The following is a 24,432-nucleotide window of genomic DNA, read 5'->3' as shown; positions in this document are numbered from 1 at the left end:
TACTGGCGCCGCCATTTCCAGGCTCCCCGAAAACAGGCTTAAAGGCTCTATGGTTAACACAAACCCCTTTTCCGCGATGTTCGGCCGTTCGCCATTCCAGCCGTTGTTGGCCCATATCGTCAAGGCCAACGAGTGCGCAGATCAACTCCTGCCGTTTTTCGAAGCGTCCCTGCAAGGCGATTGGCAGAAAGCCTCGGAATACCGCGAAAACGTCACCCGGCTGGAACATGAAGCCGATGAATTGAAGACGGACCTGCGATTGAACCTGCCCAGCACCATGTTCCTGCCGGTGTCTCGTTCGGATCTTCTCGACCTGATCAGCGTGCAGGACAAGATCGCCAATAAGGTGCGCGACATTACCGGCATCATGCTGGGCCGCAAGATGCGGGTGCCGGATGCACTGGCCGAGCCGATGCGCGACTACATGATCACCTCGGTGGCGTGCGTGGCCCAGGCCCGCCAGGCACTCGAGGAGCTCAAGGATCTGCTGGAGTCCGGCTTCGGGCGCAATGTCTCGGATGTCATGCAGAACATGATCCGCGAGCTGCATACCCTGGAACATAAAGCGGATGGTCAGCAAGTGGCGATTCGCCGCCAGCTGTTCGATCTGGAAAGCGAGCTACCGCCGGTCGATGTGATCTTTCTTTACAAGATTATCGACTGGGTCGGTGAGTTGTCCGACCGCGCTGAGCGCGTGGGTAGCCGTTTACAGATTCTGACAGCACGCTAAGGGGGCGGCATGTTGATCATTGCTCAGCACAGTGAAATCTTCATTATCCTGGCCTGTCTATTCGGCTTTTTCATGGCCTGGGGCGTGGGTGCCAACGATGTTGCCAACGCCATGGGAACCTCGGTGGGGTCGAAGGCGATCACCATCAAGCAGGCGATCATCATCGCGGTGGTGTTCGAATTTCTAGGCGCCTGGCTGGCCGGGGGCGAGGTCACCGCCACCATCAGGGGCGGCATCATCGATCCGGTGCTGTTGGCGCAACGCCCTGAAATGCTGGTCTACGGCATGCTTTCAGCGCTGCTGGCGGCGGCAATTTGGCTGTTGATCGCCTCGGCCAAGGGCTGGCCGGTCTCCACGACCCACTCTATCGTCGGGGCCATTGTCGGGTTCGGCGCGGTAGGCCTGGGAATGGAGGCGGTAGCCTGGCCCAAGGTGGGGCAGATCGCTTCCAGCTGGGTGGTCTCGCCGCTGCTGGCCGGTACCATCGGTTTTGTCCTGTTCAAGTCGGTTCACCACCTGATCTTCGAGAGCCGTGATCCTTTCGCCGCGGCCAAGCGTTACGTGCCGGGCTATGTCTTCCTGGTCGGTTTCATTGTCGCCATGGTCACCTTGACCAAGGGCCTCAAGCACATCGGGCTGGATCTCTCCTTCGGCCAGAGCTTGCTGCTTTCCATCGTGCTCGGGTTGGCTATCATGGGGCTCGGCATGGTGATGGAGCGACGGGTCAAGTACGTCAGGGATGCCGAGGACCACTTTGGCTACGCCAATGTCGAACGCGTGTTCGGCGTGCTGATGATCTTTACCGCCTGCGCCATGGCATTCGCCCACGGCTCCAACGATGTGGCGAATGCGGTGGGGCCGCTGGCCGCCGTCATCAGCGTGGTGCGCAGTGAAGGAGTGATCGACAGCGCCGCCTTGGTGCCCTGGTGGGTACTGGTACTCGGCGGCGGCGGTATCGTCGCGGGACTGGTTACCTACGGTCACAAGGTGATTGCCACCGTGGGTACTGGCATTACCGAATTGACCCCAAGCCGTGGTTTTGCCGCGACCCTGGCCGCCGCCACTACCGTGGTGCTGGCCTCGGGCACCGGCCTGCCGATTTCCACCACCCATACGCTGGTGGGCGCGGTACTCGGTGTGGGCCTGGCACGGGGCATGGCGGCGCTCAACCTGCGCGTCATCGGCACTATCGTCATGTCCTGGCTGATAACCCTGCCGGCTGGCGCGGGGCTGGCCATTCTGTTCTTCTTCATGTTCAAGGGCATGTTCGGGTAAGCGTTACGACTCGAGACCCGACATCAACTTAACGGTTAGTTACGCGGCATCACGAAAGTGATGCCGCTTTTCTTTTGTTAAAATCTTTTGGGCTGAAACCTGCCACGATTTTTTGCCGACAGGATGGACTCAAACGGCGTCAGGGTCTGATAAAGTTGCTCACGTGTAGTACAGGCATTCTTTTACCACTTGCTGCCGGAGAGCGGCCCTTGGATACGCGTTTCCCTTTCGTTGACTGGTTCCGTAACGCCTCGCCATATATCAATGCCCATCGTGGACGAACCTTCGTGATACTTGTCGAAGGCGAGGCGATGGCTTCAGGCCGAGGCGAGCAGTTGGTTCAGGATCTGGCCTTGCTGCACACACTCGGGGTGCGTCTGGTCGTGGTGTTCGGCATCCGCCCTCAGGTACATGAGGCGTTGACCCGGGCCGGCGTGGCACCAACGCGCCATGACGGTCGCTGGGTGGCGGATGGTCTCGTCATGGCCCACGTGGAGCAGGTCGCGGCGCACCAGCGCCTGTGGCTGGAAGCGCGGCTTTCGCTGGGCCTGCCCAGTACGCCCCTGCATGGCGTCGAGCTGACGGTGGTGTCCGGCAACCTGGTCATGGCCAAGCCGTTGGGCGTGCGGGATGGGGTGGATTACGACCATAGCGGTGAGGTGCGTCGGGTTCGTGGCGCGGCGATCGAAGGACTGCTGGACAAGGGATCGCTGGTGGTCCTGCCGCCGCTGGGATTCTCCAGTACCGGTGAAGTCTTCGACCTGGATGCGGCGGAAGTCGCCCAACAGGCGGCGGTGGCCTTGAATGCCGACAAGCTGATCCTGCTGGGCGAGTCCGAAGGCCTGCGCGATGCCAGCGGGACGCTGCTGCGCCAGCTCACACCGGCGGAAGCCGAGCCCCGCGTGGAGCAAGCCGAAGCCGGCAGCGAACTGGCTCGGCATCTCCAGGCGGCTTGCCTTGCCGCTCGCCAGGGAGTGGCGCGCACGCATCTGCTCTCTTGGCACAACCACGACGCCCTGCTGGGGGAACTGTTCACCCGCGACGGCGTGGGCACCATGATCACCCAGCACCGCTACGAGCAGTTGCGCCCAGCGGAGCTGGGCGATGTGGCGGGACTGCTCGAACTGCTCGAGCCGCTGGAGCGTCGCGGCATGCTGGTGGCGCGTTCTCGGGAGCGCCTGGAACACGAGATCGACGATTACGTGGTCATCGAGCGCGATGGCATGGTAATCGGCTGTGCCGCGCTGCATGTATTTGCCGATAGCGGCATTGCCGAGCTTGCCTGTGTCGCAGTACATCAGAGCTATCGCGGCGGCGAGCGTGGCGAACGCTTGCTGGAAGCTCTGGAACGGCGCGCCGCACAGCAGCGGGTGAATGCTCTGTTCGTGCTTACCACCCACACGGCTCACTGGTTCGTGGAGCATGGTTTCCACACGGCGAGCCTGGCGGAACTGCCGCCGCTCAAGCGCGATACCTATAATCACGCGCGCAAGTCAAAAGTGCTGATCAAGAGCCTTCCGGGCTGAGTTGACAGAGTGCCGAGGACCACTATATTCAAGAAACCGCCTTGGATAACGGGCGGCATGGCAAGAGAGACAGGACGACTCTCTGTTTGCAGGTGTTAACCGATCCAGCGATCAAATTCGTCTTGTCGAATGATTCATGACCAGTGAGACAAGGAGGAAGTGGCAGATGATCGATCAAGGAAAGCATACTGACCCAGGCTCGCCATCCACGTCTCAGGCGACTACCGGCTCGGCTGGTAACGGCTCACTGAACCCGGACAAGGCCAAGCAGCAGGGCCGGGAAACAGCGCACGAAGTGAGCGAGGCGGCCCATCAACAAGCCGAGAATCTCTTCAGCCAGCAGCGCGATAACGCCGCCGAGCAGGCAGGCAAGTTTAGCAGCGTCTTCCAGAAAATGGCGGATGAGTTCGACAACCAGCAACAGCCTTATTTCTCGGAGAAAGCCAGAAAGCTGGCCGATACCACCGATCGTTTTACGCAAAACCTGCGTAATAGGGATCTGCAGAGTATCTGCAATGACGCCCAGAGTTACAGCCGTCGCGAACCAGCCCTGTTCATTGGCGGAGCGATTGCGGCGGGGTTTCTGGTATCGCGTTTCCTGCGTAGTTCCAGCCAGCATCAATCCGCTTCAGGCTCGCAGCCTGGCACTGTACATAGTGGCCCTGCGCTAGGCGGCACTTCGCAAGGTTCCTCGACCGGAACTACTCAAGGGCCTGGCGTCACCGTTCCCGGCTCCAGTGATCCACGAATGTAAGTAGCTGTTCAAGGCAGGCCTTGCGGAGCTCTGCTCCTCGAGGCAATCGTGCCGGTACAGGTTCCGGTGTAATCAAGTGTCCTAATGGATATGGGAGGCTAGTAATGGATACGGATAACAATACCTCGACGCAAGGCTCGTCGATCGGTTCGCTTTTATCGACCTTGACCCAGGAGATGACGTCGCTGGTGCGTAACGAGGTCGAGCTCGCCAAGACCGAAATGTCGGAAAAGACCCACCAGGCCATGTCGGGGCTCGCTGCCATCGCCATTGCCGGCGCGGTACTGTTCGGCGGCTTTCTCACTCTGCTGGCGGCGGCGGTCTTCCTGCTCAATGAGGTGCTTCCACCGGATACCACTCCTTGGCTTTCCGCGGTGATTGTCGGTGTGGTCGTTGCCATCATCGGCTACATCATGCTCCAGTCGGGGATCAAGAAAATCCAGGCCCGGAACCTGATGCCCAACCGCACCATGCACAGCCTGCAGACCGACAAGGAGTTCGCCAAGGAGCATAAGCACAACGTCAAGGAGGAGTTGAAATGAGCGAGCACAACGGACAACGCAGTTCCGAAGAGATCGAGAAGGATATCGATCGTTCACGCGAACGCCTCGATTCGACCCTGCATGAAATTGAGGAGCGTTTTTCTCCTCAGCAACTGCTGAATACCTCCTACGAATACCTGCGCCATGGCGGGGCCAACGAGTTCGTTTCCAACCTGAGCAATACCATCAAGCAGAACCCCGTTCCGTTCCTACTGACCAGCGCCGGTCTGGGCTGGATGATCATGTCGCAGCGCAACCCGAATCAGGGGCGCCAGCATCGTCATGACGACTCTCCGTACATGGGCAATGATGCCGTCTACCGGCAGGGCACCGCCCACCCGTCGGGCAATCGCTATCCCAATGAACACTATTCGACGCCTGACACCCACACCTTGCCGGGAATTCCCGTCCATGAAGGCACTGGTGGAACGGGTGCCGGCGCGCTGGGGGCGGAGACCCGTCCTTACGGCAGCGCTTCAGGCCCCTCGGATAGCCATAGTCAAGGCGGCGGTAGCCATCTCGGCGGCATGAAAGATAGTGCGAAAGGAATGAAGGATAGCGCCAAAGGCATGAAGGAAGGCGCCAAGAACAAGGCCCAGCATGTGGGTGACAAGGCCCGAGACATGGGCAGTATGGCCAGGGAAAAGGCCCAGCAGATGGGCGAAAGAGCACAGCACATGGGAGGCAACATGCGAGACAAGACGTCACATCTTCAGCATGGCACCCAGTCCGCCATGCACGACATGTCGCATCGAGCCCGGCGAGCCGGCAGCCAATCGTCCGACTTCATCCAGGAACACCCCTTGGTGGTAGGGGCGCTCGGGTTTGCGTTGGGCGCCGCCCTGGGTGGTGTATTTCCTTCCACGCGCAAGGAAGACGAGTACATGGGCGAGTATCGCGATCGCGCCTTGCAAAAGGCGGCGCAAACCGGCCAGGAGCAGATGGACAAGGCCCAGGAGACTATCCACGAGAAAGCCGAGTCGGCCAAGGAATCCTCTCAAGGTCAGGACTCGTCTCAGCAAAAGGACACTTCTCGTAGCGACAGCACGTCGCATCATGAAAATAGTGCCGCGTCGGGAAAGAATCCCGTGGATAACAATACCTCGGCCAAAAGCTCCCCGGGAACCAGCACGACTGGCACCGGCGCTTCCACCAGCTCGACAGGCAAGAGCACACCGACAGGTGCCGGTAGCCGGAATACCGGCTTGACCGATTCGGATACTCCTTCCGGTAACACGCAAGGTACCGGTACGAATCGAACGCCGGGCATGTAAAACGCTCGGCTTGTCCGTTTGTTAGATGCGCCAACGCCCGGTCCTGTACGGACCGGGCGTTATTTTTTATTCGGCTGAATTAAACGCTATTCGGCCAAATTCAGGCTATTTGGCTAAATCAGAGCTTGTTGGCTGAATCAGAGCTTGTGGCCAAATCAGCGCTTGAAGCGTCGTTTCACTTCCACACTCAGCCTGCCGTCGCCTAGCCGCAGTTTCAGCAATTGCCCCGGCTGGGTATCAGCGGCCCGACGAACCACTTGGCCCTGCTCATCCTGAGCGATGGCGTAACCGCGGCCGAGTACCGCCAGTGGACTTACCGCATTGAGTTCCCTGCCCAACCCTTGAAGTCGGCGCTGGTGCTGCGCCAGCTGTTGCTCCATGGCGTGTTGTAGGCGCCGTCTGGCCTGTGCCAAGCGCTCCCCGGCTTGCTGATGACGCCTTGCCATATCCTGCCCGGCCAACCGGCGATTGAGCTGCTCGAGATGACGGCGCTGCTCGGCCAGGCGCTGATGGTGCGCCCGGGCCAGACGCAGGGCCAGGGTTTCCAGGTAGCGGCGCTGGCGCTCGAGCGCTTCGCCAGGATGGCGCAAGCGAAGCCGCAAGTTATCCAGGCGCTGGCTTTCCCGCTGCAGGCGCTGCTCCAGGCATCTGCGCAAGCGTTGCTGCTGCTCATTCAGTTGCCGTTTGAGTGCGTGCTGATCCGGCACCAGGCGCTCGGCAGCGGCGGAGGGCGTCGGCGCGCGAACATCGGCGGCGAAGTCGGCAAGCGTGACATCCACTTCGTGGCCCACGGCCGACATCACGGGCAGGCGCGAATGAAAGATCGCCCTGGCTAGGTGCTCGTTGTTGAAGGCCCACAAGTCTTCCAGGCTGCCACCGCCGCGGGTGAGCAGGATGGCATCGCGCGCCGGGTCGAGCCGGGGCTGGCGGTTGAGCAGGGCGATGGCGCTGATCATGGCAGGTGCGGCCTCTACACCTTGTACCGGGACAGGAATCAGCGTCACTTCCACCAGCGGCCAGCGCGCCGCTAGTACTGCCAGCACATCGCGAATCGCCGCGCCGCTTGCCGAACTCAACACCAGCAGCCGGCGCGGCGGGAAGGGCAGTGGGCGGGCATTGGCGAACATGCCTTCACTTTCCAGCTGTTTTTTCAGCCGCTCGAAGGCGGCCAGCAACTCCCCCAATCCGGCGGCCTGCACGGCATCCACCAGCAGCTGATAATCGCCACGGGGTTCGAACAGCGATACCCGCCCGCGCAGCTTTACCTGATCGCCATCGCGCATGGGGGCGCCCACGAAACGCGCCCGCTGGCGAAACAGCGCGCAGCGAATCTGGGCGCGCTCGTCCTTGAGCGTGAAATAGATATGGCCGGAGGCGGGCCGCGAGACGTTGGAGAGCTCGCCTTCCACCCACAGCTCGCCGAAATCCCGCTCCAGTGTCTGGCGGGTACGGCGGTTGAGTTCGCTGACGGAAAGCGCTTTCGAGGCGGGAGACGACATGGAGGCTTCACGCAAAAGGAAAACAGGACAGGTTGCAGCCGGCAGCTTAGCACGGCGTTGACATGATGCGCCTCACATTGCTGGGGTAGGCCTCTAGCCGTTACAATAGTCGATTAACCTTCACGCCTCTCTTCCCATCTGCTCAACAATGGGTGTTGCCGCTATGCTACGTATGGCCCAAGAAGCGCTTACGTTCGATGACGTATTACTCGTTCCCGGCTTCTCCGACATTCTGCCCAAGGATGTCACTCTCAAGACCCGCCTCACACGTAACCTCTCCCTGAACATACCGCTCGTTTCCGCCGCCATGGATACCGTCACCGAAGCGCGTCTGGCGATCGCCATGGCTCAGGAAGGCGGTATCGGCATCATCCACAAGAACATGACGATGGCCCAGCAGGCGGCGGAAGTGCGCAAGGTCAAGAAGCACGAAAGCGTCATCGTCAAGGACCCGGTCACCGTCAGCCCCAAGGCCAAGCTTGCCGACCTGCTCGCCATGGCGCGGGAATACGGCTTCTCCGGCTTCCCGGTGGTGGAGGGGGAAACCCTGGTGGGCATCGTCACCGAGCGCGACATGCGCTTCCAGCCCAACCACGGCGACAGTGTCGAAGCGATCATGACCCCCCGCGAGCGGCTGATAACCGTGCCCGAAGGCACCGAGCTCGAAGTCAGCAAGGCCAAGATGCGCGAACACCGCATCGAGAAGATGCTGATCGTGGATGATGAATTCCATCTGCGCGGCCTGGTCACTTTCCAGGATATCGAGAAGGCCCGTACCTATCCCATGGCCGCCAAGGACAGCGATGGCCGCCTGCTGGTGGGCGCCGCCGTCGGCACCGGCCCGGAAACGCCGGATCGTGTCGCCGCGCTGGCCGAAGCCGGCGTGGACGCGATCATCGTCGATACCGCCCACGGCCACTCTCAGGGCGTGATCGACCGGGTGCGCTGGGTGAAGGAGCATTTTCCGCACATTCAGGTCATCGGCGGCAACATCGCCACCGCCGCAGCGGCCAAGGCGCTGGCGGAAGCGGGCGCGGATGGCGTGAAAGTGGGCATCGGCCCCGGTTCCATCTGCACCACGCGCATCGTCGCCGGTGTCGGAGTTCCGCAGATTACGGCGGTGTCCAACGTCGCTGAAGCGCTCAAGGAGTACGATATTCCGCTGATCGCCGATGGCGGCGTGCGCTTCTCCGGCGACCTGGCCAAGGCGATCGCCGCCGGAGCCAGCTGCGTGATGGTGGGCGGCTTGCTGGCCGGCACCGAGGAAGCGCCGGGCGAGGTCGAGCTCTACCAGGGGCGTACCTACAAGGCGTACCGCGGCATGGGCTCCATGGGCGCCATGGCCCAGAACCAGGGCAGCGCCGACCGCTACTTCCAGGATAAAGACGCAGGCGCCGAAAAACTGGTGCCGGAAGGTATCGAAGGCCGCGTGCCCTACAAGGGCCTGATGAGCGCCATCGTCCACCAGCTGATGGGCGGCCTGCGCGCGTCCATGGGCTACACCGGCTGCCGCGATGTGCAGGAAATGCGCACCAAGCCGGAGTTCGTCCAGATCACCGGCGCCGGATTCAACGAATCCCACGTCCACGACGTGCAGATCACCAAGGAAGCACCCAACTACCGGGTGAGCTAAGAGACCGAACCATGACCGATATTCACGCCCACAAGATCCTGATTCTCGATTTCGGCTCCCAGTACACCCAGCTGATCGCCCGCCGCGTGCGCGAGATCGGCGTCTATTCCGAAGTTCGCGCCTTCGATATCGATGAAGCCGAAATTCGCGAGTACAACCCCAACGGCATCATCCTCGCCGGCGGCCCCGAGTCGGTCACCGAGCTGGATTCCCCGCGTGCGCCCGAGTGCGTGTTCGAAATGGACCTGCCGGTGCTGGGCATCTGCTACGGCATGCAGACCATGGCCGAGCAGCTCGGCGGCAGCGTGGCGGGTTCCAAGCAGAGCGAGTTCGGCTACGCGCAGATCCGTATCGACGCCGAGACCGCGCTGTTCAAGGACATCAAGGACCACGTCGAACACGACTCCGGCAAGGCGCTGCTGGATGTGTGGATGAGCCACGGCGACAAGGTCTCCCAGGTGCCGGATACCTTCACCGTGACCGCTTCCACGCCGAGCTGCCCGATTGCCGCCATGGCCTGGGAAGAGAAGCAGTTCTACGGCGTGCAGTTCCACCCGGAAGTGACCCACACCCTGCAGGGCCAACGCATTCTCGAGCACTTCGTGCTGGATATCTGCGGCGCCGAAAAGCTGTGGACCCCGGCGCAGATCATCGAAGACCAGGTACAGCGCGTGCGCGAGCAGGTCGGCGACCGCCATGTACTGCTCGGGCTTTCTGGCGGTGTGGATTCTTCCGTCGTTGCCGCACTTCTCCACAAGGCGATCGGCGCCCAGCTGACCTGTGTATTTGTGGATAACGGCCTGCTGCGCAAGGCCGAAGGCGACCAGGTCATGGAAACCTTTGCCAAGCACATGGGCGTCAAGGTCATCCGCGTGGATGCCGAGGACTTGTTCCTGGGTAAGCTCAAGGGCGAAAACGACCCGGAAGCCAAGCGCAAGATCATCGGCAACACCTTCATCGATGTATTCGATGAAGAAGCCAGCAAGATCGAAGGCGTCGACTTCCTCGCCCAGGGCACCATCTATCCGGACGTGATCGAGTCCGCCGCCAGCAAGACCGGCAAGGCCCACGTGATCAAATCCCACCACAACGTGGGTGGCCTGCCGGAAACCATGAAGCTCAAGCTGGTCGAGCCGCTGCGCGAGCTGTTCAAGGACGAAGTGCGCAAACTCGGCCTGGAACTCGGCCTGCCCTACGATATGGTATACCGCCACCCCTTCCCGGGGCCGGGCCTGGGCGTGCGTATCCTCGGTGAAGTGAAGAAAGAGTACGCCGACATCCTCCGCGAAGCCGATGCCATCTTCATCGAAGAGCTGCGCGCCTCCGGCTGGTACGAAAAGACCAGCCAGGCATTCGCGGTATTCCTACCGGTGAAATCCGTAGGCGTGGTCGGCGACGGCCGCCGCTACGAGTGGGTCATTGCGCTACGCGCGGTGGAAACCATCGACTTCATGACCGCCCGCTGGGCGCACCTGCCCTATGAACTGCTGGAGAAGGTCTCCAACCGCATCATCAATGAGATCAGTGGTGTATCGCGGGTGACTTATGATGTCTCCAGCAAGCCGCCTGCTACGATTGAGTGGGAGTGAAACTAAAACTAAATAATGTGGGGCTCGGCTGGGGAGTGGATATATAGCTTTAGGGGAAGCTTAAGCAGCTGAGATAAGCACGTGTTCTGTAGTTCCCCCTCAGCAGGCCCGCATTCGCGGGCCTGCTTCTTTTCAAATTTTTAAAACAGTTCCCTTTGTGAGGTAACGGTTGCCTCGATCGGCTGCTCCCTCGCGAACCTCAACAGTTCGTCGAGGCTGGCGCCCTTGGTTTTCCATTCATAAAACACGCTTTCCCCCAACAGTACGTAAGACCAGGGTAATGCTTGACGATGCTCCGGTGGCAGGGTATTGATGCGTTCACACCAGGTCTGTGCAGCCTTGAGTTTGCGTCGTACATCTGGGTGATTGATATCCTTCTGCGCTTTGGTTTCGACCAGGTAGATGGCGTCTTGGATGCGGACAAGAAAGTCGGGGCAGTAGAAGGCCGGCAGACCATCCTGACGTACGTAGCGCAGGCGGGCGAAGGTGTGGCGGTTCTCATTGATCTTGCAGAAGGCCGCCACGCTGGCATCGCTACTGGCCCACTGAATGAAGCTGCGCTCCAGGCCGCCGTGGCGCGCCGACCAGCCTTGGCGCTCGTATATGCACTTGTTGATAGCCTGGGAGTGCTTTTCGCGCATCATCAACTTCGGCACTTCTGAGAGATAGCGGTGTTTTACTTCCAGCGTACCCGATGACTGGGTCTGCTCGGCTTCGATCAAGGCCAGTGCGAATATACGCGTAATGTGGTCTAGCACCGGCTGTAAAAGCAATAGACGCCAGTTTTCATCGACCAACGGCTCGAAGTGTTCGCCGAACAGCTGGTCTTCGATGTAGCTCTCGATCCAGCCGGCCAGCTCGGCGGTATTGACCTGCAGGTAGGGCTTGGCCACGTGGGCAGCGAGCTTGTTGCCCTTGGGCAGCGGCTGGTGAAGTGCTTGGGCGATGCGGCGGGTCAGGCGACCCAGCAGGTCGTTGTAACCGCTCACATTCATCACTGCGCCATCCACCCGATAATCGCCGAACAACGTCTGGCTCTGCAGATCCTGCGAATTGAACACGTCGCCCTTGCCGAGCATATCTTGGAGCTGAGCAAGACTGAATTGCGTAAATGGCTTGAGCTCGGCTATGTCGGGTCCCTGATGCTCCAGCCACTCGTCGCTGTCACGCAGGATGAAGGGAATGGCGAAATCGTACTGGGCATGATCTTCGCGCAAGCCGACCGCCAGCATGTCGCCGGTAGTGGTCGTGCTGTCGTTGTCGTCGCCCGTCGTTCCGGCCAGGCCTTCCAGCATCAGCTCGTTGTAGAACGATTGAAACGCCGGGTGCTCGATGATAGTCAGTACATCGATCAGGCTGTTCGGTTCCTGACCGTTCTTGAGCAGGGCGCGATTTTCGGCCTTGGTATCATCATACTCCGGATCGCGCCACATCAGTCGCAGCCCCCGGCCGATGGTCTGCTCCAACAGGATCTGCGCTTGGCTGGAACGCAATGGCACGATGACGCAGATGTTGTTGACGTCGAAGCCCTCACGCAGCATCAGTACGCTGACCACTACCCGTGGTGCGGCGTGAGCGTCGAGGTTGAACAGACGCTCGCGTATCGGTATCCAGTTTTTCTCGCCCAGCTCGGCTTTCTTTCCCGAATCGATGGTCATCACTTCGTCGTCGGCCAGACCTTCATCGCTCAGAAACTGCGCCACCAACGGCGAGACCTTGGTGTCTTCGCAGACCACCAGCATCTTGGGATGGCGGTTCGGGTCGATGGCGGCAAAGTCGCTTTCCAGCTTGCGCAGTTTCTGCAGGCCGGCACGCAGCATGATGCGCTGCCCTTCGCTGAGCACCGGATTGCCATCTGCGTCGCGCTCGGCCGTGAATTCCAGCGGCAACGCGCCGATTTCCTTGCGCCTGTCGAGTACCAGCGACTTCACCAGCCCTTGCGCCATGGCGGTTTTCAGGTCGAAGTCAGTGATGATATGCGGGAAGTACAGCTTGCGTTTTTTCTTACCGCTGCCGACATCGTTGTAAGGAGTTGCGGAAAAGTCCACCTGCACGAAACGTCGGCCCTTGGGGGCGGCGATCAGGCTCAGACTCTTCTGCCACTCGACCTCGGTGACCTCGCCCTCACGCTTGAATTCGTGGATATGGTGCGCCTCGTCGTTGAATACCATCAGCTCATCGAGACCGGTCAGGTAATCGAGTACCTGGCCGCGCGCATGGCGACGGTCGAGCACGTCGAGACTGTTGCCGGTGGCCTTGCCGGGTTGTAGCGGCAGTAGCCCAGTAATGACGTCTTTGGGCTCGGCCAGGCTGCCAGGCGGACTCGCCTCGTACGTATCGTCATCCTGGGCCGCGTCGCTGAGCAGGTGCCAGTTGCAAATGGCGATCAATCCGTTGCCGGTCGTTCTGAGGCCGATTTCGCCCTTGGGGCAGGTATTGCCACGTACGAAACCGAACACTTGCTCACGGTACGGTCCGGGAATGAACAGCTCGGCATAGCGCGCTACATCGGAACTGGCAAAGTCGCGACGTCCCAGGATTTCCTTGCCGAGAAACGCCTCCAGCAGACGTTCGTAGACGATCAGCCCCGGCGCCACGATCAGGAAGTTGCGGGTGAAGCGCGGATCGTCCTGGCCCGCTTCCAGCGCAGCGCGCTTGTTCAGCAGTTGCCAGACCAGCAGCGCCTGTAGGACCCAGGTCTTGCCGGTGCCGGTGGCCATCTTCAGACAATACTTGGGGTGGGCATGCTTATCGCTGCTGACCTCGCTCAGGCGATTACCCGCCTGCAGCGCATCGGGGGCCATCTTCTGATACAGCGCCTTTAAACTGGTGCAGCCGAGCACCTCATGGGCGATGAGGGTATTGAGGATGGCCTGGCGCTGTCCGGGATGGAAATTCAGGCCGGGACGCGCGGCGACCATCTCCGCGCCGAACCACCAGGTCAGCAGCTCGGCGGTGGTCGGCGTGACCCAGTCAAAAATTTCAGCAGTGCCCTCTTCCAAGCCACTGCACAATACATTGGTATGCTGCGTCAAGGCATCGGCCAATTGCAGCTGTTCGCGGTTGCCGGTGACGAGATCGCTCATGATAAGCCCTCCACGCCGACATTGACGCAGACTTCGGCCTCGAAGCCGAACACGTCCACCGCGCGTACGCAGATCCGCCGCGGCCCGGTCTTGGCCGGCACCGTGAGCACCGCCTCGGTCACCACCCTCAGCGGATCGCCGTCACTATCGACGTTGCCGCGATAGTCCTGCCACACCGAGCGGAACACTTGGCCATCATAGTCCGGGTCGATTGCCCAATACTCGATCAATGCCAGCGGCTCCTCGTTCATCAGCGCCTGCAGCTTGGCACGGTTGGCATCGTCGAGGTTGATCGCCTCGGGGGACAGCAGCACGTAATTGGCCAGTTTGACGGTCAGCGTCTCCGATTGTGCGTTGGCGCTGCGCACGCGCTGCACCGGCTTGAGTTTCAGATACTGCAGGCTGGCAAAGCGCACGCTGCCGCGCAGTTTTTCCAGGCTGCCCTTCTTTTTCAGTCGGTCAAGCAGGTCCGGCGGAATCACCAGTACTTCCAGACCGGGATCGTTCAATGCACTGATGCTTTCGGCAATGGCCGGGTCGAAGTTCCAGCCCAGCACTACCACCTTATCCCAACCGCCGAGCAGACTGTCGCGCTGGGCCAAGGCCTTTTTCAGCGTGGCTGCGCCGGTCAGCTTGTTGGGTGAGTCGGCATATACCAAGGTGCGCACCCCGCCACCGGTGATAAAGCCCAGATTGCGTGTCGGGTTGTCGGTTTCTTCCAACGGCTGCGCGCCGTACAGCGCCAATACGATCTGCGATAAGTCGCCGATACGGAAACTGCGCCCCAAGGTATTCTTTGCTGCCTCGACCTGATAGTCGCCGATGGCCTGATAAAAGAAGGGCTTTGCGTTCTGGTCAATCAGGCGCTTGCGCATGATCATGCAGGCAGGCTTGCCCAGGTCGCTTGTAATCCAGCGCCGGCCGAGCTTTTCCGCCACGGCAGCCGTGGTGCCAGAGCCGCCGAAGAAGTCGGCGACCAGGCCGTTTTCAGGGCAGGAGGCGTTGATGATGCGTTCGATGAGTTTTTCGGGCTTCTGAGTAGAATAATTAATTTTTTCAGATGAAAATCCCCTCAGCATACTAATATCATCCCACCATGTGCTGGCTTGTACTCCTTTTGACTCATCTAAATATTTTTTTTGCATTGGGACATTGCCGGGTTTGGTTTGAATCACGAGTCCTTCATTTATCAATTTTTGCATTCTTTCTCGTGAGTAACGCCAAGGCCTTGTAACGCCCATTACTTCGTAAACTGGATTTCCTTTTGCTGCTCCACCGGGGCCAAGCATATTTTCTAGCTTGTACCGCCTTCCGTCTGGATCCTTGTGCCGATAGAAATTAGTGACATATTCTGTTGATAGAGGTAAGAAAATTGGTTGCCAATATCTTGAAGGAGCCTTTTGATAGAATAATATTGCATCATGTATACGGGAATAGTGTTGGCTTCCTTGAGTTGCATCTCCTTTCGCGTCACTTCGTTTCCAAACAACTTCATTTATAAAGTTATCCTTCCCAAACACTTCGTCGAGAACCAGCTTAACATAATGCCCTACATGCCAATCTAGATGCACATAGATCGAACCGGTGTCGCTCAATAGCTCGCGCATCAGGATCAGCCGTGGCGTGATCATTTCCAGGTAGGAGGCGGTGCCGTCGCTCCAGGTATCGGAGTAGGCGAACTGCTCGATTACCGTCGGGCGCTGCTCCAGCTGAACGCCAGGCAGTTGAATCCTGGTGCGATAGTCCGCTTTTGAATCGAACGGCGGATCGAGATAGATCAGGTCAACTTGGCCACGCAGGCTGGGCAGCCCCGTGGCTTTGTCACCGGCCAGCAGCGCGGCCATGGTCAAAAGGTTATCGCCATAGATCAGGCGATTGCGCCAGTGGCCCTCTTCCTTTGCTCCGGCATCGTCGAGCGAAGGTTGAATCTCGCCGAACAGTCCGTCCTGCACCGAGGCCAGGGCTTGTTGGTGCAGGTTTTGATTGATCCAATCGTTGGTCTTGCTGTCCTTCGATGGCAGCACCCATTCGCGGGTCTGCAGCCCGACGCGGTGCCTGCCCTCCAGACTTTCCATAATCTTTTCCGCGACCTGACGCCCGCGAGCGACGATCTCGGGGAGCTGAGTGAGCAGGGATTTGGCCATGTTACATCCGTTCATGCTGATTGAATCGATAATTCAATACAAAAGTGAATCTCTATTCAACGCGAAGTGAACAAATAGTTCACATTCGGCGCATGAATGAAAAAGCAATGTTTGCCGAGCGCCTCAAGCAGGCCATGCATGCCGCAGGCTACGAAGCCCGCCCGTCGGTGCTGGAGCGTCTGTTCAATCTGCATTACTGGGGAAAGCCGGTCACTTACCAGGCGGTACGGCGTTGGCTGCGCGGTGACTCCATACCGGAACAGGACAAATTGCAGGTGCTGGCCGAGCGACTGGGCATCGAGCCCCATGTATTACGCTACGGCGAAGCGGCAGGCAGCCGTGTGGGCGAGACTCACGGCAAGTGGGAAATAACTATCGGAGGGGAGGAGCTTGAACTACTTCAGGCATACCGCAAGCTGCCTGATGAGCAGCGTCAGATCGTGCGCCAGGTGATGTTGGCTTTTCTCAGGGCTTATGCGTAGAAACTGTTGAAACGCGCATAGGGAAAGGTATTATCCATAGCTTTACCTCTCTGGATGGCTTGTCGATCCGCAGCATACCAGCTCGGCTGGCTACGGTGGGGCACCATTGGACGCCCACTTAGTATCATGACCTCACTTTCAAAAAGCGATCGACGCGAAACGGTGCTATATCCACCGTGGTGGGTTCTTAGCCATCCATCATCTGGGCGAGACACAGCCCTGGCTTGTCGGGGGCGGGGCCGATCACCGACTTCATGTCGGGCAGGCAGGGCCGGGCGCCTTTCCAGGGCTGGCTGTCGCGACGCTTGAGTTTACACTCCGGGGTTGAGAATCATCCCGGCAGCGTGACGAAGATAGCCCCACGATCCGTAGCCACTACTGTGTGCTCATACTGCACCACCGGCGCGTGGGGGGGGCGTAGAGGGTTCAGCCGTCATCGCCTTCGGTGGCACAGTGGCCGCCCTTGGACAGGAAGGGCTCACCGGGGATACCGTGGGCAATCTCTTCATTGACGCTGATGCAGGTCGCCCCCCGGGAAATCGTAGCAGGCCTGGGGCAAGATCAGTATTTGCGGGCTTCCGAATAGGCGGGGCTTTGCATTAATTCGCCGACCATCGCTCCGGCAGCTTTCGACAGTTGCTTAAAAGCCGTTGTTGCAACCTCTCTAGCAGTGTCTGTTCAGTACCTTGATTCGCTATGGTACTCAGCGTGGCGAGGGTGCTGTCTATAGCTGCCGGCATGCGCTCAGCAAGTTCTAGCCCCTGTTTTAAAAAGTAACTTGGCTGGAAACGCATCGAGCGTGCCAAGGCTTCGAGGTGCGAGCGTTCGATGTTGCCGGGGCGATCCTCACCGTTGACACGCAGCGCAAAGCGGTTTGAAAGTCCGCTATAAAGCGCTGTGCTCATCAGGTCATAGAACGGCGCCAATCGGGGGCCTTCGTCGGTGTAGAGGATGGCGAGGTTCTTGGCGTGGCTGTCGTTGTTGCCGATCAGCAGGTTGAAGAAGAGCCAGCCGATCAGGCGCTGCAAGTCTTTCGCCGGTGTTCCCACCTGCTGCAGGAGTTCGCGGCAGCGAACCAGCCCCGGGCCGCCGTCGTTTTCGTATTTGATCAGCGAAGGTGTGCCAGCCAACTGGCAGAAATCGAGCTGGTGCAGACGCCGCAATTTACCTTGTGCGTCGGGAATGCGGTCATATCGGCGCACAAGACAGGCGCGGGTTTCGGGTTGGTAGCTCGCCTCGGCGACTTCTAGCCCGAGTTCAGCGGCCAGTTGCATGCAGAAGGTTTCGTTGAGGGCGGTCGCCCAAACACCCTTCAGGCCTTGAATATCTGGCTTGAGAATATGGCTGGAAGGCGCCGAACCCTCTGGTATGGCGGGGTTTCCGTCTGGCTGCACCATCAGCAGTAACTTGTTTTGGGCACCGGCCAGTGATATACGTGCCTCTTCGCCCTGTTGCGAGAATAAAGGGCCTCGTTCCCGATGTCGCAAGTGTTCCGCCACGGTTTGCCAACGAATGGGCCGATAGCGCGGCGGAGCCGGTGACTCATCTGGCGAAAGCAGGGTGAAGCCGCTGGCCGTATCTCCACCAATAGCTTTCAGCAGTCCAAAAACGGTTGTGGCGTGATGGCGAAGTTCCAGGTGATGGCGAAGGTCACCTTCCGGCAGGAGGTTCTCAAAGTAAGCCAACACGTCATCGCCTGCGTGAATTTGCCGCGAGAGGGGCAGTGCGGGTGAGAGGCTTACCGCTTCCGGATACTCCAACCAAGCTAGGGCATACTCGAAGCGTAGTGGCTGGGTATCGTATAACCACCCGACGTGCCTTTCGCCTTGATACACCGCCAAGGTATCGTCACTTGCCATGGCGCTTGCCACCCTTGCGCCTTACGACCACTTCAAGCCCCATCAAGTCCAGCACGTCCAACACTTTCTGTAACTGAAGGGTCGGCTTGCCCCGTTCCAAATCGACGATGAAACGATTGCCGGTGCCGGCGAGACCGGCCAGATCGATTTGCAATAGCCCTTGCTCGGCGCGCAGCTGGCGCACAAGTCTGCCCAGGTCTTCGCTTTGGCGAATGGTGGTGGTCATGGGGGAGGATGCGTCGTCGGAAGTCATGGGAGCCTGGATGAGATTACCGTTCGGTAAGTCTAGGCTTAAATATATTGCGTTACAACTTGAATATTACCGATCGGTAACTGTGCGATTATAGGAGCTTAAAATGTTCTGAAAATTACCGATCGGTAATCAATCGTGTCATGTTGTATTTGACGGTTTAGTTGATGGCTAGATGCATGCGGTCTTTCGCTCTCCCCTGGTGCGCTCCTGTTTCCTGCCGCCATCGCTAACCGTTTCCCGCCACAACAGCACTAGCCTATGAGCCGAATATAACCCATAATCGGCTCATGATATGATCTGAATAGGCGGAGCAATCGGCTCATGTATATCTGGGAGCAACATAGTTGGCCGCATTTTGAGTGGGATGAATCCGTTCTTCGGCCTACGCTGGATGTCGTGCGACTACTGCAGGGCCGTGTGCTGGGTAAAACCGAGGCTGCTCCCGGACAGGCTAATCTGGATGTGGAGATGGATACGCTTATCCAGAATGCCATCCGTACCAGCGAGATCGAAGGCGAACGTCTGGATGTTGGCTCCGTACGCTCTTCCGTGGCTCGCCATCTGGGCTTACAGCAAGCAGGGGTATCCAGAACGACGCCGGAATCCGAGGCGCTGGTGGAGCTGTTGCTGCAATCCACGCATCAATTGGATGAGCCGCTTTCCCGTGAGCAGCTGTGCCTCTGGCAGTCCATGCTCTTTGTCCAAGGCCCCGGCGTGCTAGGCAATGTGCGTGTAGGCGAGCTGCGTGGCGATCAACCCATGCAAGTGGTGTCGGGTCGGCTCGATCGGCCCAAGGTGCATTTTGAAGCGCCGCCCCGCGTGCAGTTGGGCACAGAGCTCGATGCGTTTATTGCCTGGTTCAACCATCCGCCCCAGGAGCTTGATGCGCTGGTTCGCGCCGGCATAGCTCACCTTTGGCTGATTACCTTGCACCCCTTTGATGATGGCAATGGACGCGTGACGCGCGCAGTGACGGATCGAGCGCTGGCACAGGCAGAGCGGCAATCGGTCCGCTTCTACTCGCTGAGCGCGGCCATCATGGCGCGTCGCGAGGCGTACTACGATCACCTTGAAAACGCTCAGAAAGGCGGTCTCGATATTACGCCGTGGCTGTTGTGGTTTCTGGATACGTTGAAAGAGGCGCTTGAGCAGGCGCTGTTGAGAATCGACCGTGTCCTGCTGAAAACCAACTTCTGGCAGCAACATGCCACTACCGTACTCAATGAGCGTCAGATCAAGGTGCTGAATCGCTTGTTGGATACGGCAGGAGAAGAATTTGAGCAGGGCATGAATGCCCGCAAGTACCAATCGTTGGCGAAGGTGAGTAAAGCCACCGCAACGCGGGATCTATCCGAGCTGTTAGAAAAGGGCTGTCTGTACAAGCTTCCTGGCGGTGGGCGCAGTACGCGCTACGCGGTACTAATGCGTGAACGTCTAGGTGGCGAGCCAGGCGATGACCGGCACAGTCGCGCTTGAGAAAGTCAGTTCCAAAGCGCTTCAGTTACTCTATGAATATAGATATGCTGATTTCCAAGAAAACTCTCTTCAGCCAGGGAGCCGTCGCTTCGCTGATCGAACCCTAAAGAATCGCCGTTTTATCCAGGGAGTACGGGGACTTGCCTTCTCTAAAAACACAATATCAGGTGCATTGGCTGACTGGACAGTTTCGTGATGACAGCAAGGAGTCGATGTATCGCAGGTCCATCAAGTCGCGGGTGCGGCTCGAATCTTGCCTTGCCGTGAGCGTGGCGGCCCTGGTCTTTGGCATGTTCGCCATTTCGGACTACTACCTTCTTGGCTCTACCAGAGAGCTTTATCTGCTGCTTGCTATGCGCATCGTGGTAATGAGCCTTTGCCTTGTTCTGGCCTTTATCATCAGGCGCAGGGGCGGGTACTCCCGGAACGTCTGGTTGCACGCGTTGCCGTTATGGATATTTGCGACGGGTATCATCTTGATCGTTCCCTTGCGCCCGGAGAGCCTCTCTACCCAGGTAACCGCGGTGGTGGTAGCCACCATGGCCTTCTATCTTCTGATGCCCAATCTGCTGACAGTGGTGACGTTCGCCAGCCTCTATTTGAATATTGGCTTTCTGGTCTCGGCGGTGCTGTTTGCTGAGATCGAGCCGATGGCGACACTGCGCATAGCGCTGCTATTGATCATGGCCAATGTGGTGGGATTCTGTGCCTTGCTGCGCCTGGAAAACCTACAGCGCAAGCAGTTTGCGTTGCTTCACGAAGAGCGCGATCAAAATCAACAGCTGCATAAGGAAATAGCTAACCGGACTTCCCTGGAAGATCAGCTCCGTATATTGGCCGAGCTGGACGCTCTGACAGGGCTGAATAATCGCGGCCATTTCATGAAGCTGGCCGAAGGGCTTTTTCAGCGCTCGCAACTGGACAAGGTGCCGTTCAGCCTGTTCATGATCGATGTGGATCATTTCAAGAGCATCAACGATACCTGGGGCCACGCGCATGGGGATCGGGTTCTGACCAGGATCGCAGAGGCCTGTGCGTCATCCCTGCGGCCAATGGATGTGATTGGGCGTTTCGGCGGCGAAGAGTTCGTGGTGGCCCTGCCGAACACTAGCTCCGAAGACGCCCAGATCGTGGCGGAACGGCTAAAGAAGACGGTCGCCGAACTGTCGTCAGAGGGTGAAATGAGCGAGCTGTGCCTGAGCGTCACCATCGGTATTGCAGTAGCGAACCCTGAAGAGATTGATCTCGATTCCCTGATCACACGGGCGGATCGGATGCTTTACGCTGGCAAGCGCGACGGCAGGAACCGGGTAGTGATGTGTGGCAAGGGAATGGAAGAAGAATGAAGGTGAAAGCGGTTAGCCCGCGCTGCGCCGCCGCCACGTACATGCGCATGGCAAGGGCCATGGATAACCGGCACGATGAGCACGAGCGGCTGCTTTCACGTATTGCCACCCCAGTGGGAAAGTACTGGATCTGCAAGCCTACGCCCAACTAGGAAGAGACCGGACGGCCTGGTGGGCGCACCCCGTGCCGCCCCAGCGGAATCATCATCGGCTTGCCGGTCACCGGGTCTTCGATGACCCGGCTTTCCAGGCCGAATACGTCGCGCACCATCTGCTCGGTCAGTATCTCCTCCGGCGGGCCTGCGGCGTAGACATTGCCGTTGGCCATGGCGACCAGCTGGTCGGCGTAACGGGCGGCCAGGTTGAGCTCGTGGAGCACCATCACGATGGTGGTGCCGCGCTGCCGGTTCAGGTCGGTGAGAAGATCGAGTACCTCGACCTGGTGGTTGATATCCAGAAAGGTGGTGGGCTCATCGAGCAGCAGCACCTTGGTTTGCTGGGCCAGCGCCATGGCGATCCACACTCGCTGGCGCTGCCCGCCGGAAAGCTCGTCCACGTGGCGTTCGGCCAGCTCGCTCAGGTGAGTGACGGACAAGGCTTCCGCCACGGCGGCTTCATCGGCGGCGCTCCAGCGCTTGAAAAGCCCTTGATGCGGATGGCGGCCCCGGCTCACAAGTTCGAGCACGCTAATGCCTTCCGGGGCGATGGGAGACTGTGGCAGAAACCCCAATTGCTGTGCCAGGCGGCGGATGGGCAGTTGGTTAATGTCATCGCCATCCAGCAGCACGCTGCCGTGGGAGGGAGTAAGCAGCCGTGAAAGCACGCGCAAAAGCGTGGATTTTCCGCAGGCGTTGGCGCCCACAATGGCGGTAGTGCAGCCGGCGGGCACGCTCAGGCTTACGCCATCGAGAATGGTGCGTTCCCCGTAGCCTGCTGCCAGGCCCTGGGCGAGTAGTGAGGAAACGCTCATAGGGTGCCTCGGGTCTTGTTGTCACGAAGTATCAAATACAGCAGATAGGGCGCGCCCAGCACGCCGGTCACGATGCCGACTGGATAGCGAGCGGGGAGCAGGAACTGGCCCGCATAATCACCCAGCAGCACCAGCAGTGACCCCACCAGCGCGGCGGGCACCAGCAGCGAATCATTGCGGCCCATCAGCCGCGCCGCAATGGGGCCGGAAAGAAACGCCACGAATGCCACCGGGCCGGAAACGGCGGTGGCAAACGCCACCAGCGCCACGGCGGTGATGACCACGACAGCGCGCGTGATGGCCAGGCGCACGCCCAGCCCGGCGGCAAGGTCATCGCCCATGCGCAGGGTTTCAAGGTCGCGGCGGCGGCTTAGCAGCAGCCCGCCGAACAGTAGCAGGGCGACCAACAGCGGCAGCGCCTGGTCCAGTTGAGCGCCGTTCACGCTGCCGGTGAGCCAGCGCAGGGCTTCCTGAAGCGTCCAGCTGGGGGCGCGCATCAGCAGGTAGGCGGTCACGCTTTGCAGCATCGCGGCCAGGCCAATGCCGATCAATATCAGTCGCCCGCCGGTCACGCCCTGGCGCCAGGAGAGCATGTAGATCAGCAGCGCCACGCCGAGCCCCGCGGCAATCGCCACCAGCGAAACCGCAGGGCCGCTCAGAGAGAGCACCACAATGGCAAACACCGCCCCGGTGCTGGCGCCGGTACTGATGCCGATGATGTCAGGACTTGCCAGCGGGTTGCGCAGCAGGGTCTGAAAGGCGATGCCGCCCAGGCCGAAACAGGCGCCCACCAGCACGGATACCACGGCTCTTGGCAGGCGTAGCTCACGCACGGTGAAACCAGCGCCCGGCACCTCGGCGCCGCCAAGTATGCGTACCACCGTGGTTAGCGGCGTGAAGGACTGCCCCAGCATCAGGGTCAACAGCACGCCCGCGAGCAGGCAGGCGGCAAGTATCGAGATCATGCGGGCGCGACGTTTGGCGCTGGTGCGGCGCATGTGCCGGAAGTGGCCGATGGCGTTGAGGGGCGGCTGGTTCATAGCGAGCCTACCTTGCGATTGCGCACTATCCAGATAAATACCGGCGCGCCTATGAAGGCGGTGACGAGCCCCACATCCAGCTCGGATGGGTGCGCCACCAGTCGGCCTGCCACGTCTGAAAACGTCAACAGCACGGCGCCGCCCAGGGCAGAGAAGGGCAGCAGCCAGCGATAGTCGCCACCTACTAGCAGGCGGCAGGCGTGGGGTACGACTAAACCGACAAAGCCAATCGGCCCACATACGGCGGTAATCGGCCCGCACAGCAATACCGCGCCGATAGCCGACATGGCGCGGGCCACTGCCACCTTTTCGCCCAGCCCGGCGGCGGTGTCATCACCCAGCGCCAGCATATTGAGTTTGCGCGCGGCGAGCAGGGTGATGACGAACCCGGTGAGTAGAAAGGGCAGTACCGGCAGCAGTTGGTCATAGGTCGCGCCGCCCACGCCGCCCACCAGCCAGGATTGCACCAGCCCCCCGATATCGCCACGCGGCAGTACCACGGCGGTGGCAAGCGAGCTGAGTGTCGCAGTAATGGCCGCACCCGCCAGCGCCAATCTGAGCGGTGTGGCACCACCCTGACCGAGGCTGGCAATGGCGTAAACCGCGCAGGCCGCCACTGCTGCGCCGGCAATCGCTGTCCAGATGTAAGTGGCCGTCTCGTCGATACCGAACCAGGCGATGCCGATCACCACCGCCAGCGCCGCTCCGGCGTTGACCCCCAGAAGGCCGGGGTCGGCGAGCGGATTGCGGGTCAGGCCCTGCATCACCCCGCCGGAGACACCCAGCGCGGCCCCGGCCAACATGGCAAGCAACGTGCGCGGCAGGCGGCTGGCCACGGCGGCATCGCCAATGGTTTCCACCTGGCCGCTCAGCGCGGCGGCGATTTCCGGCCAACCCACTGCCCGGGCACCAAAAGCAACGGAAAGCATTGACCCCAGCATAAGCAAAGCCAGC

General features: G+C 59.9%; 20 protein-coding genes and 1 pseudogene. 12 read left to right on the top strand and 9 right to left on the bottom strand.

The genetic code is table 11. The annotated features are described in order from the left end of the window. The first annotated feature begins 49 nt into the window (after positions 1-49). The 6 genes from R5M92_RS09040 (at position 50) to R5M92_RS09015 (ending at position 6,101) form a co-directional block, all read left to right on the top strand. Positions 50-730: a TIGR00153 family protein gene (locus R5M92_RS09040; RefSeq protein WP_346795597.1), complete on the top strand. Its 681-nt coding sequence runs from the start codon at positions 50-52 to the stop codon at positions 728-730. Positions 731-739: 9 nt separating this feature from the next. After that, a complete protein-coding gene (locus tag R5M92_RS09035) occupies positions 740-2,005 on the top strand; it encodes an inorganic phosphate transporter (protein WP_346795596.1) in 1,266 nt (421 codons plus the stop codon). Positions 2,006-2,214: 209 nt separating this feature from the next. Continuing rightward, positions 2,215-3,531 carry an amino-acid N-acetyltransferase gene (gene argA / locus R5M92_RS09030; protein WP_346795595.1) on the top strand — a complete coding sequence of 439 codons (1,317 nt, stop codon included), beginning with the start codon at positions 2,215-2,217 and terminating at the stop codon, positions 3,529-3,531. Between the two features lie 166 nt (positions 3,532-3,697). Next, positions 3,698-4,285, top strand: a complete 588-nt coding sequence (locus R5M92_RS09025; protein WP_346795594.1) for a hypothetical protein — start codon at positions 3,698-3,700, stop codon at positions 4,283-4,285. Positions 4,286-4,389: 104 nt separating this feature from the next. Further along, entirely contained in the window at positions 4,390-4,827 is a 438-nt protein-coding gene (locus R5M92_RS09020; protein WP_346795593.1) for a phage holin family protein, read from the top strand. Then, positions 4,824-6,101 carry a DUF3618 domain-containing protein gene (locus R5M92_RS09015; RefSeq protein ID WP_346795591.1) on the top strand — a complete coding sequence of 426 codons (1,278 nt, stop codon included), beginning with the start codon at positions 4,824-4,826 and terminating at the stop codon, positions 6,099-6,101. Before R5M92_RS09020 ends, R5M92_RS09015 begins: the two co-directional genes overlap by 4 nt. Before the next feature lie 155 nt (positions 6,102-6,256). On the opposite strand, the gene xseA is transcribed toward R5M92_RS09015, so the two are convergent. Beyond that, positions 6,257-7,600 (bottom strand): exodeoxyribonuclease VII large subunit, encoded by a 1,344-nt coding sequence (gene xseA / locus R5M92_RS09010; RefSeq protein ID WP_346795590.1) that lies wholly within the window; start codon positions 7,598-7,600, stop codon positions 6,257-6,259. Between the two features lie 163 nt (positions 7,601-7,763). On the opposite strand from xseA, the gene guaB reads away from it, so the two are divergent. Then, positions 7,764-9,233: an IMP dehydrogenase gene (gene guaB / locus R5M92_RS09005; protein WP_346795589.1), complete on the top strand. Its 1,470-nt coding sequence runs from the start codon at positions 7,764-7,766 to the stop codon at positions 9,231-9,233. An 11-nt stretch (positions 9,234-9,244) separates the two neighbouring features. After that, positions 9,245-10,822 carry a glutamine-hydrolyzing GMP synthase gene (gene guaA, locus R5M92_RS09000; protein ID WP_346795588.1) on the top strand — a complete coding sequence of 526 codons (1,578 nt, stop codon included), beginning with the start codon at positions 9,245-9,247 and terminating at the stop codon, positions 10,820-10,822. Positions 10,823-10,962: 140 nt separating this feature from the next. Here guaA and R5M92_RS08995 read toward each other — a convergent pair whose 3' ends face one another. Next, entirely contained in the window at positions 10,963-13,908 is a 2,946-nt protein-coding gene (locus tag R5M92_RS08995) for a DEAD/DEAH box helicase family protein (RefSeq protein WP_346795587.1), read from the bottom strand. Further along, positions 13,905-16,052: a site-specific DNA-methyltransferase gene (locus R5M92_RS08990; protein ID WP_346795586.1), complete on the bottom strand. Its 2,148-nt coding sequence runs from the start codon at positions 16,050-16,052 to the stop codon at positions 13,905-13,907. Before R5M92_RS08990 ends, R5M92_RS08995 begins: the two co-directional genes overlap by 4 nt. 107 nt (positions 16,053-16,159) lie before the next feature. Between R5M92_RS08990 and R5M92_RS08985 the strand changes: the two genes are divergently transcribed. After that, entirely contained in the window at positions 16,160-16,534 is a 375-nt protein-coding gene (locus R5M92_RS08985) for a transcriptional regulator (RefSeq protein WP_346795585.1), read from the top strand. A gap of 459 nt (positions 16,535-16,993) precedes the next feature. Here R5M92_RS08985 and R5M92_RS08980 read toward each other — a convergent pair. From R5M92_RS08980 to R5M92_RS08970, 3 genes and pseudogenes are all read right to left on the bottom strand, one after another. Beyond that, a pseudogene (locus R5M92_RS08980) lies at positions 16,994-17,090 on the bottom strand (type I methionyl aminopeptidase); the annotation flags it as partial. Between the two features lie 43 nt (positions 17,091-17,133). After that, positions 17,134-18,393 carry a type II toxin-antitoxin system HipA family toxin gene (locus R5M92_RS08975; RefSeq protein WP_346799316.1) on the bottom strand — a complete coding sequence of 420 codons (1,260 nt, stop codon included), beginning with the start codon at positions 18,391-18,393 and terminating at the stop codon, positions 17,134-17,136. Further along, on the bottom strand, positions 18,383-18,646 hold the full coding sequence (locus R5M92_RS08970) for a helix-turn-helix transcriptional regulator (protein ID WP_346795584.1): 264 nt from the start codon (positions 18,644-18,646) through the stop codon (positions 18,383-18,385). The genes R5M92_RS08975 and R5M92_RS08970 overlap by 11 nt, the downstream gene beginning before the upstream one ends. A gap of 321 nt (positions 18,647-18,967) precedes the next feature. Here R5M92_RS08970 and R5M92_RS08965 point away from each other — a divergent pair, with 321 nt between their 5' ends. The 3 genes from R5M92_RS08965 to R5M92_RS08955 all read left to right on the top strand — a co-directional run bounded on the left by R5M92_RS08965 (position 18,968) and on the right by R5M92_RS08955 (position 21,620). Further along, positions 18,968-20,122, top strand: coding sequence for a Fic family protein (locus R5M92_RS08965; protein WP_346795583.1), 1,155 nt, complete (start codon positions 18,968-18,970; stop codon positions 20,120-20,122). Between the two features lie 212 nt (positions 20,123-20,334). Beyond that, positions 20,335-21,468 (top strand): diguanylate cyclase, encoded by a 1,134-nt coding sequence (locus tag R5M92_RS08960; RefSeq protein ID WP_346795582.1) that lies wholly within the window; start codon positions 20,335-20,337, stop codon positions 21,466-21,468. Then, entirely contained in the window at positions 21,465-21,620 is a 156-nt protein-coding gene (locus R5M92_RS08955; protein WP_346795581.1) for a hypothetical protein, read from the top strand. The genes R5M92_RS08960 and R5M92_RS08955 overlap by 4 nt, the downstream gene beginning before the upstream one ends. On the opposite strand, the gene R5M92_RS08950 is transcribed toward R5M92_RS08955, so the two are convergent. Genes R5M92_RS08950 through R5M92_RS08940 form a run of 3 tightly spaced genes read right to left on the bottom strand, consistent with a single transcriptional unit; the run spans position 21,617 to position 24,419 of the window. Next, on the bottom strand, positions 21,617-22,438 hold the full coding sequence (locus R5M92_RS08950) for an ABC transporter ATP-binding protein (protein ID WP_346795580.1): 822 nt from the start codon (positions 22,436-22,438) through the stop codon (positions 21,617-21,619). The genes R5M92_RS08955 and R5M92_RS08950 overlap by 4 nt on opposite strands. Then, a complete protein-coding gene (locus R5M92_RS08945) occupies positions 22,435-23,478 on the bottom strand; it encodes an iron ABC transporter permease (protein WP_346795579.1) in 1,044 nt (347 codons plus the stop codon). Before R5M92_RS08945 ends, R5M92_RS08950 begins: the two co-directional genes overlap by 4 nt. After that, a complete protein-coding gene (locus R5M92_RS08940) occupies positions 23,475-24,419 on the bottom strand; it encodes an iron ABC transporter permease (RefSeq protein ID WP_346795578.1) in 945 nt (314 codons plus the stop codon). Before R5M92_RS08940 ends, R5M92_RS08945 begins: the two co-directional genes overlap by 4 nt. Positions 24,420-24,432: the final 13 nt, after the last annotated feature.

It is taken from the genome of Halomonas sp. Bachu 37 (assembly GCF_039691755.1).
Classification (GTDB): Bacteria; Pseudomonadota; Gammaproteobacteria; order Pseudomonadales; family Halomonadaceae; genus Vreelandella; species Vreelandella kashgarensis.
This window is presented reverse-complemented; position numbering and strand designations above follow the sequence as displayed.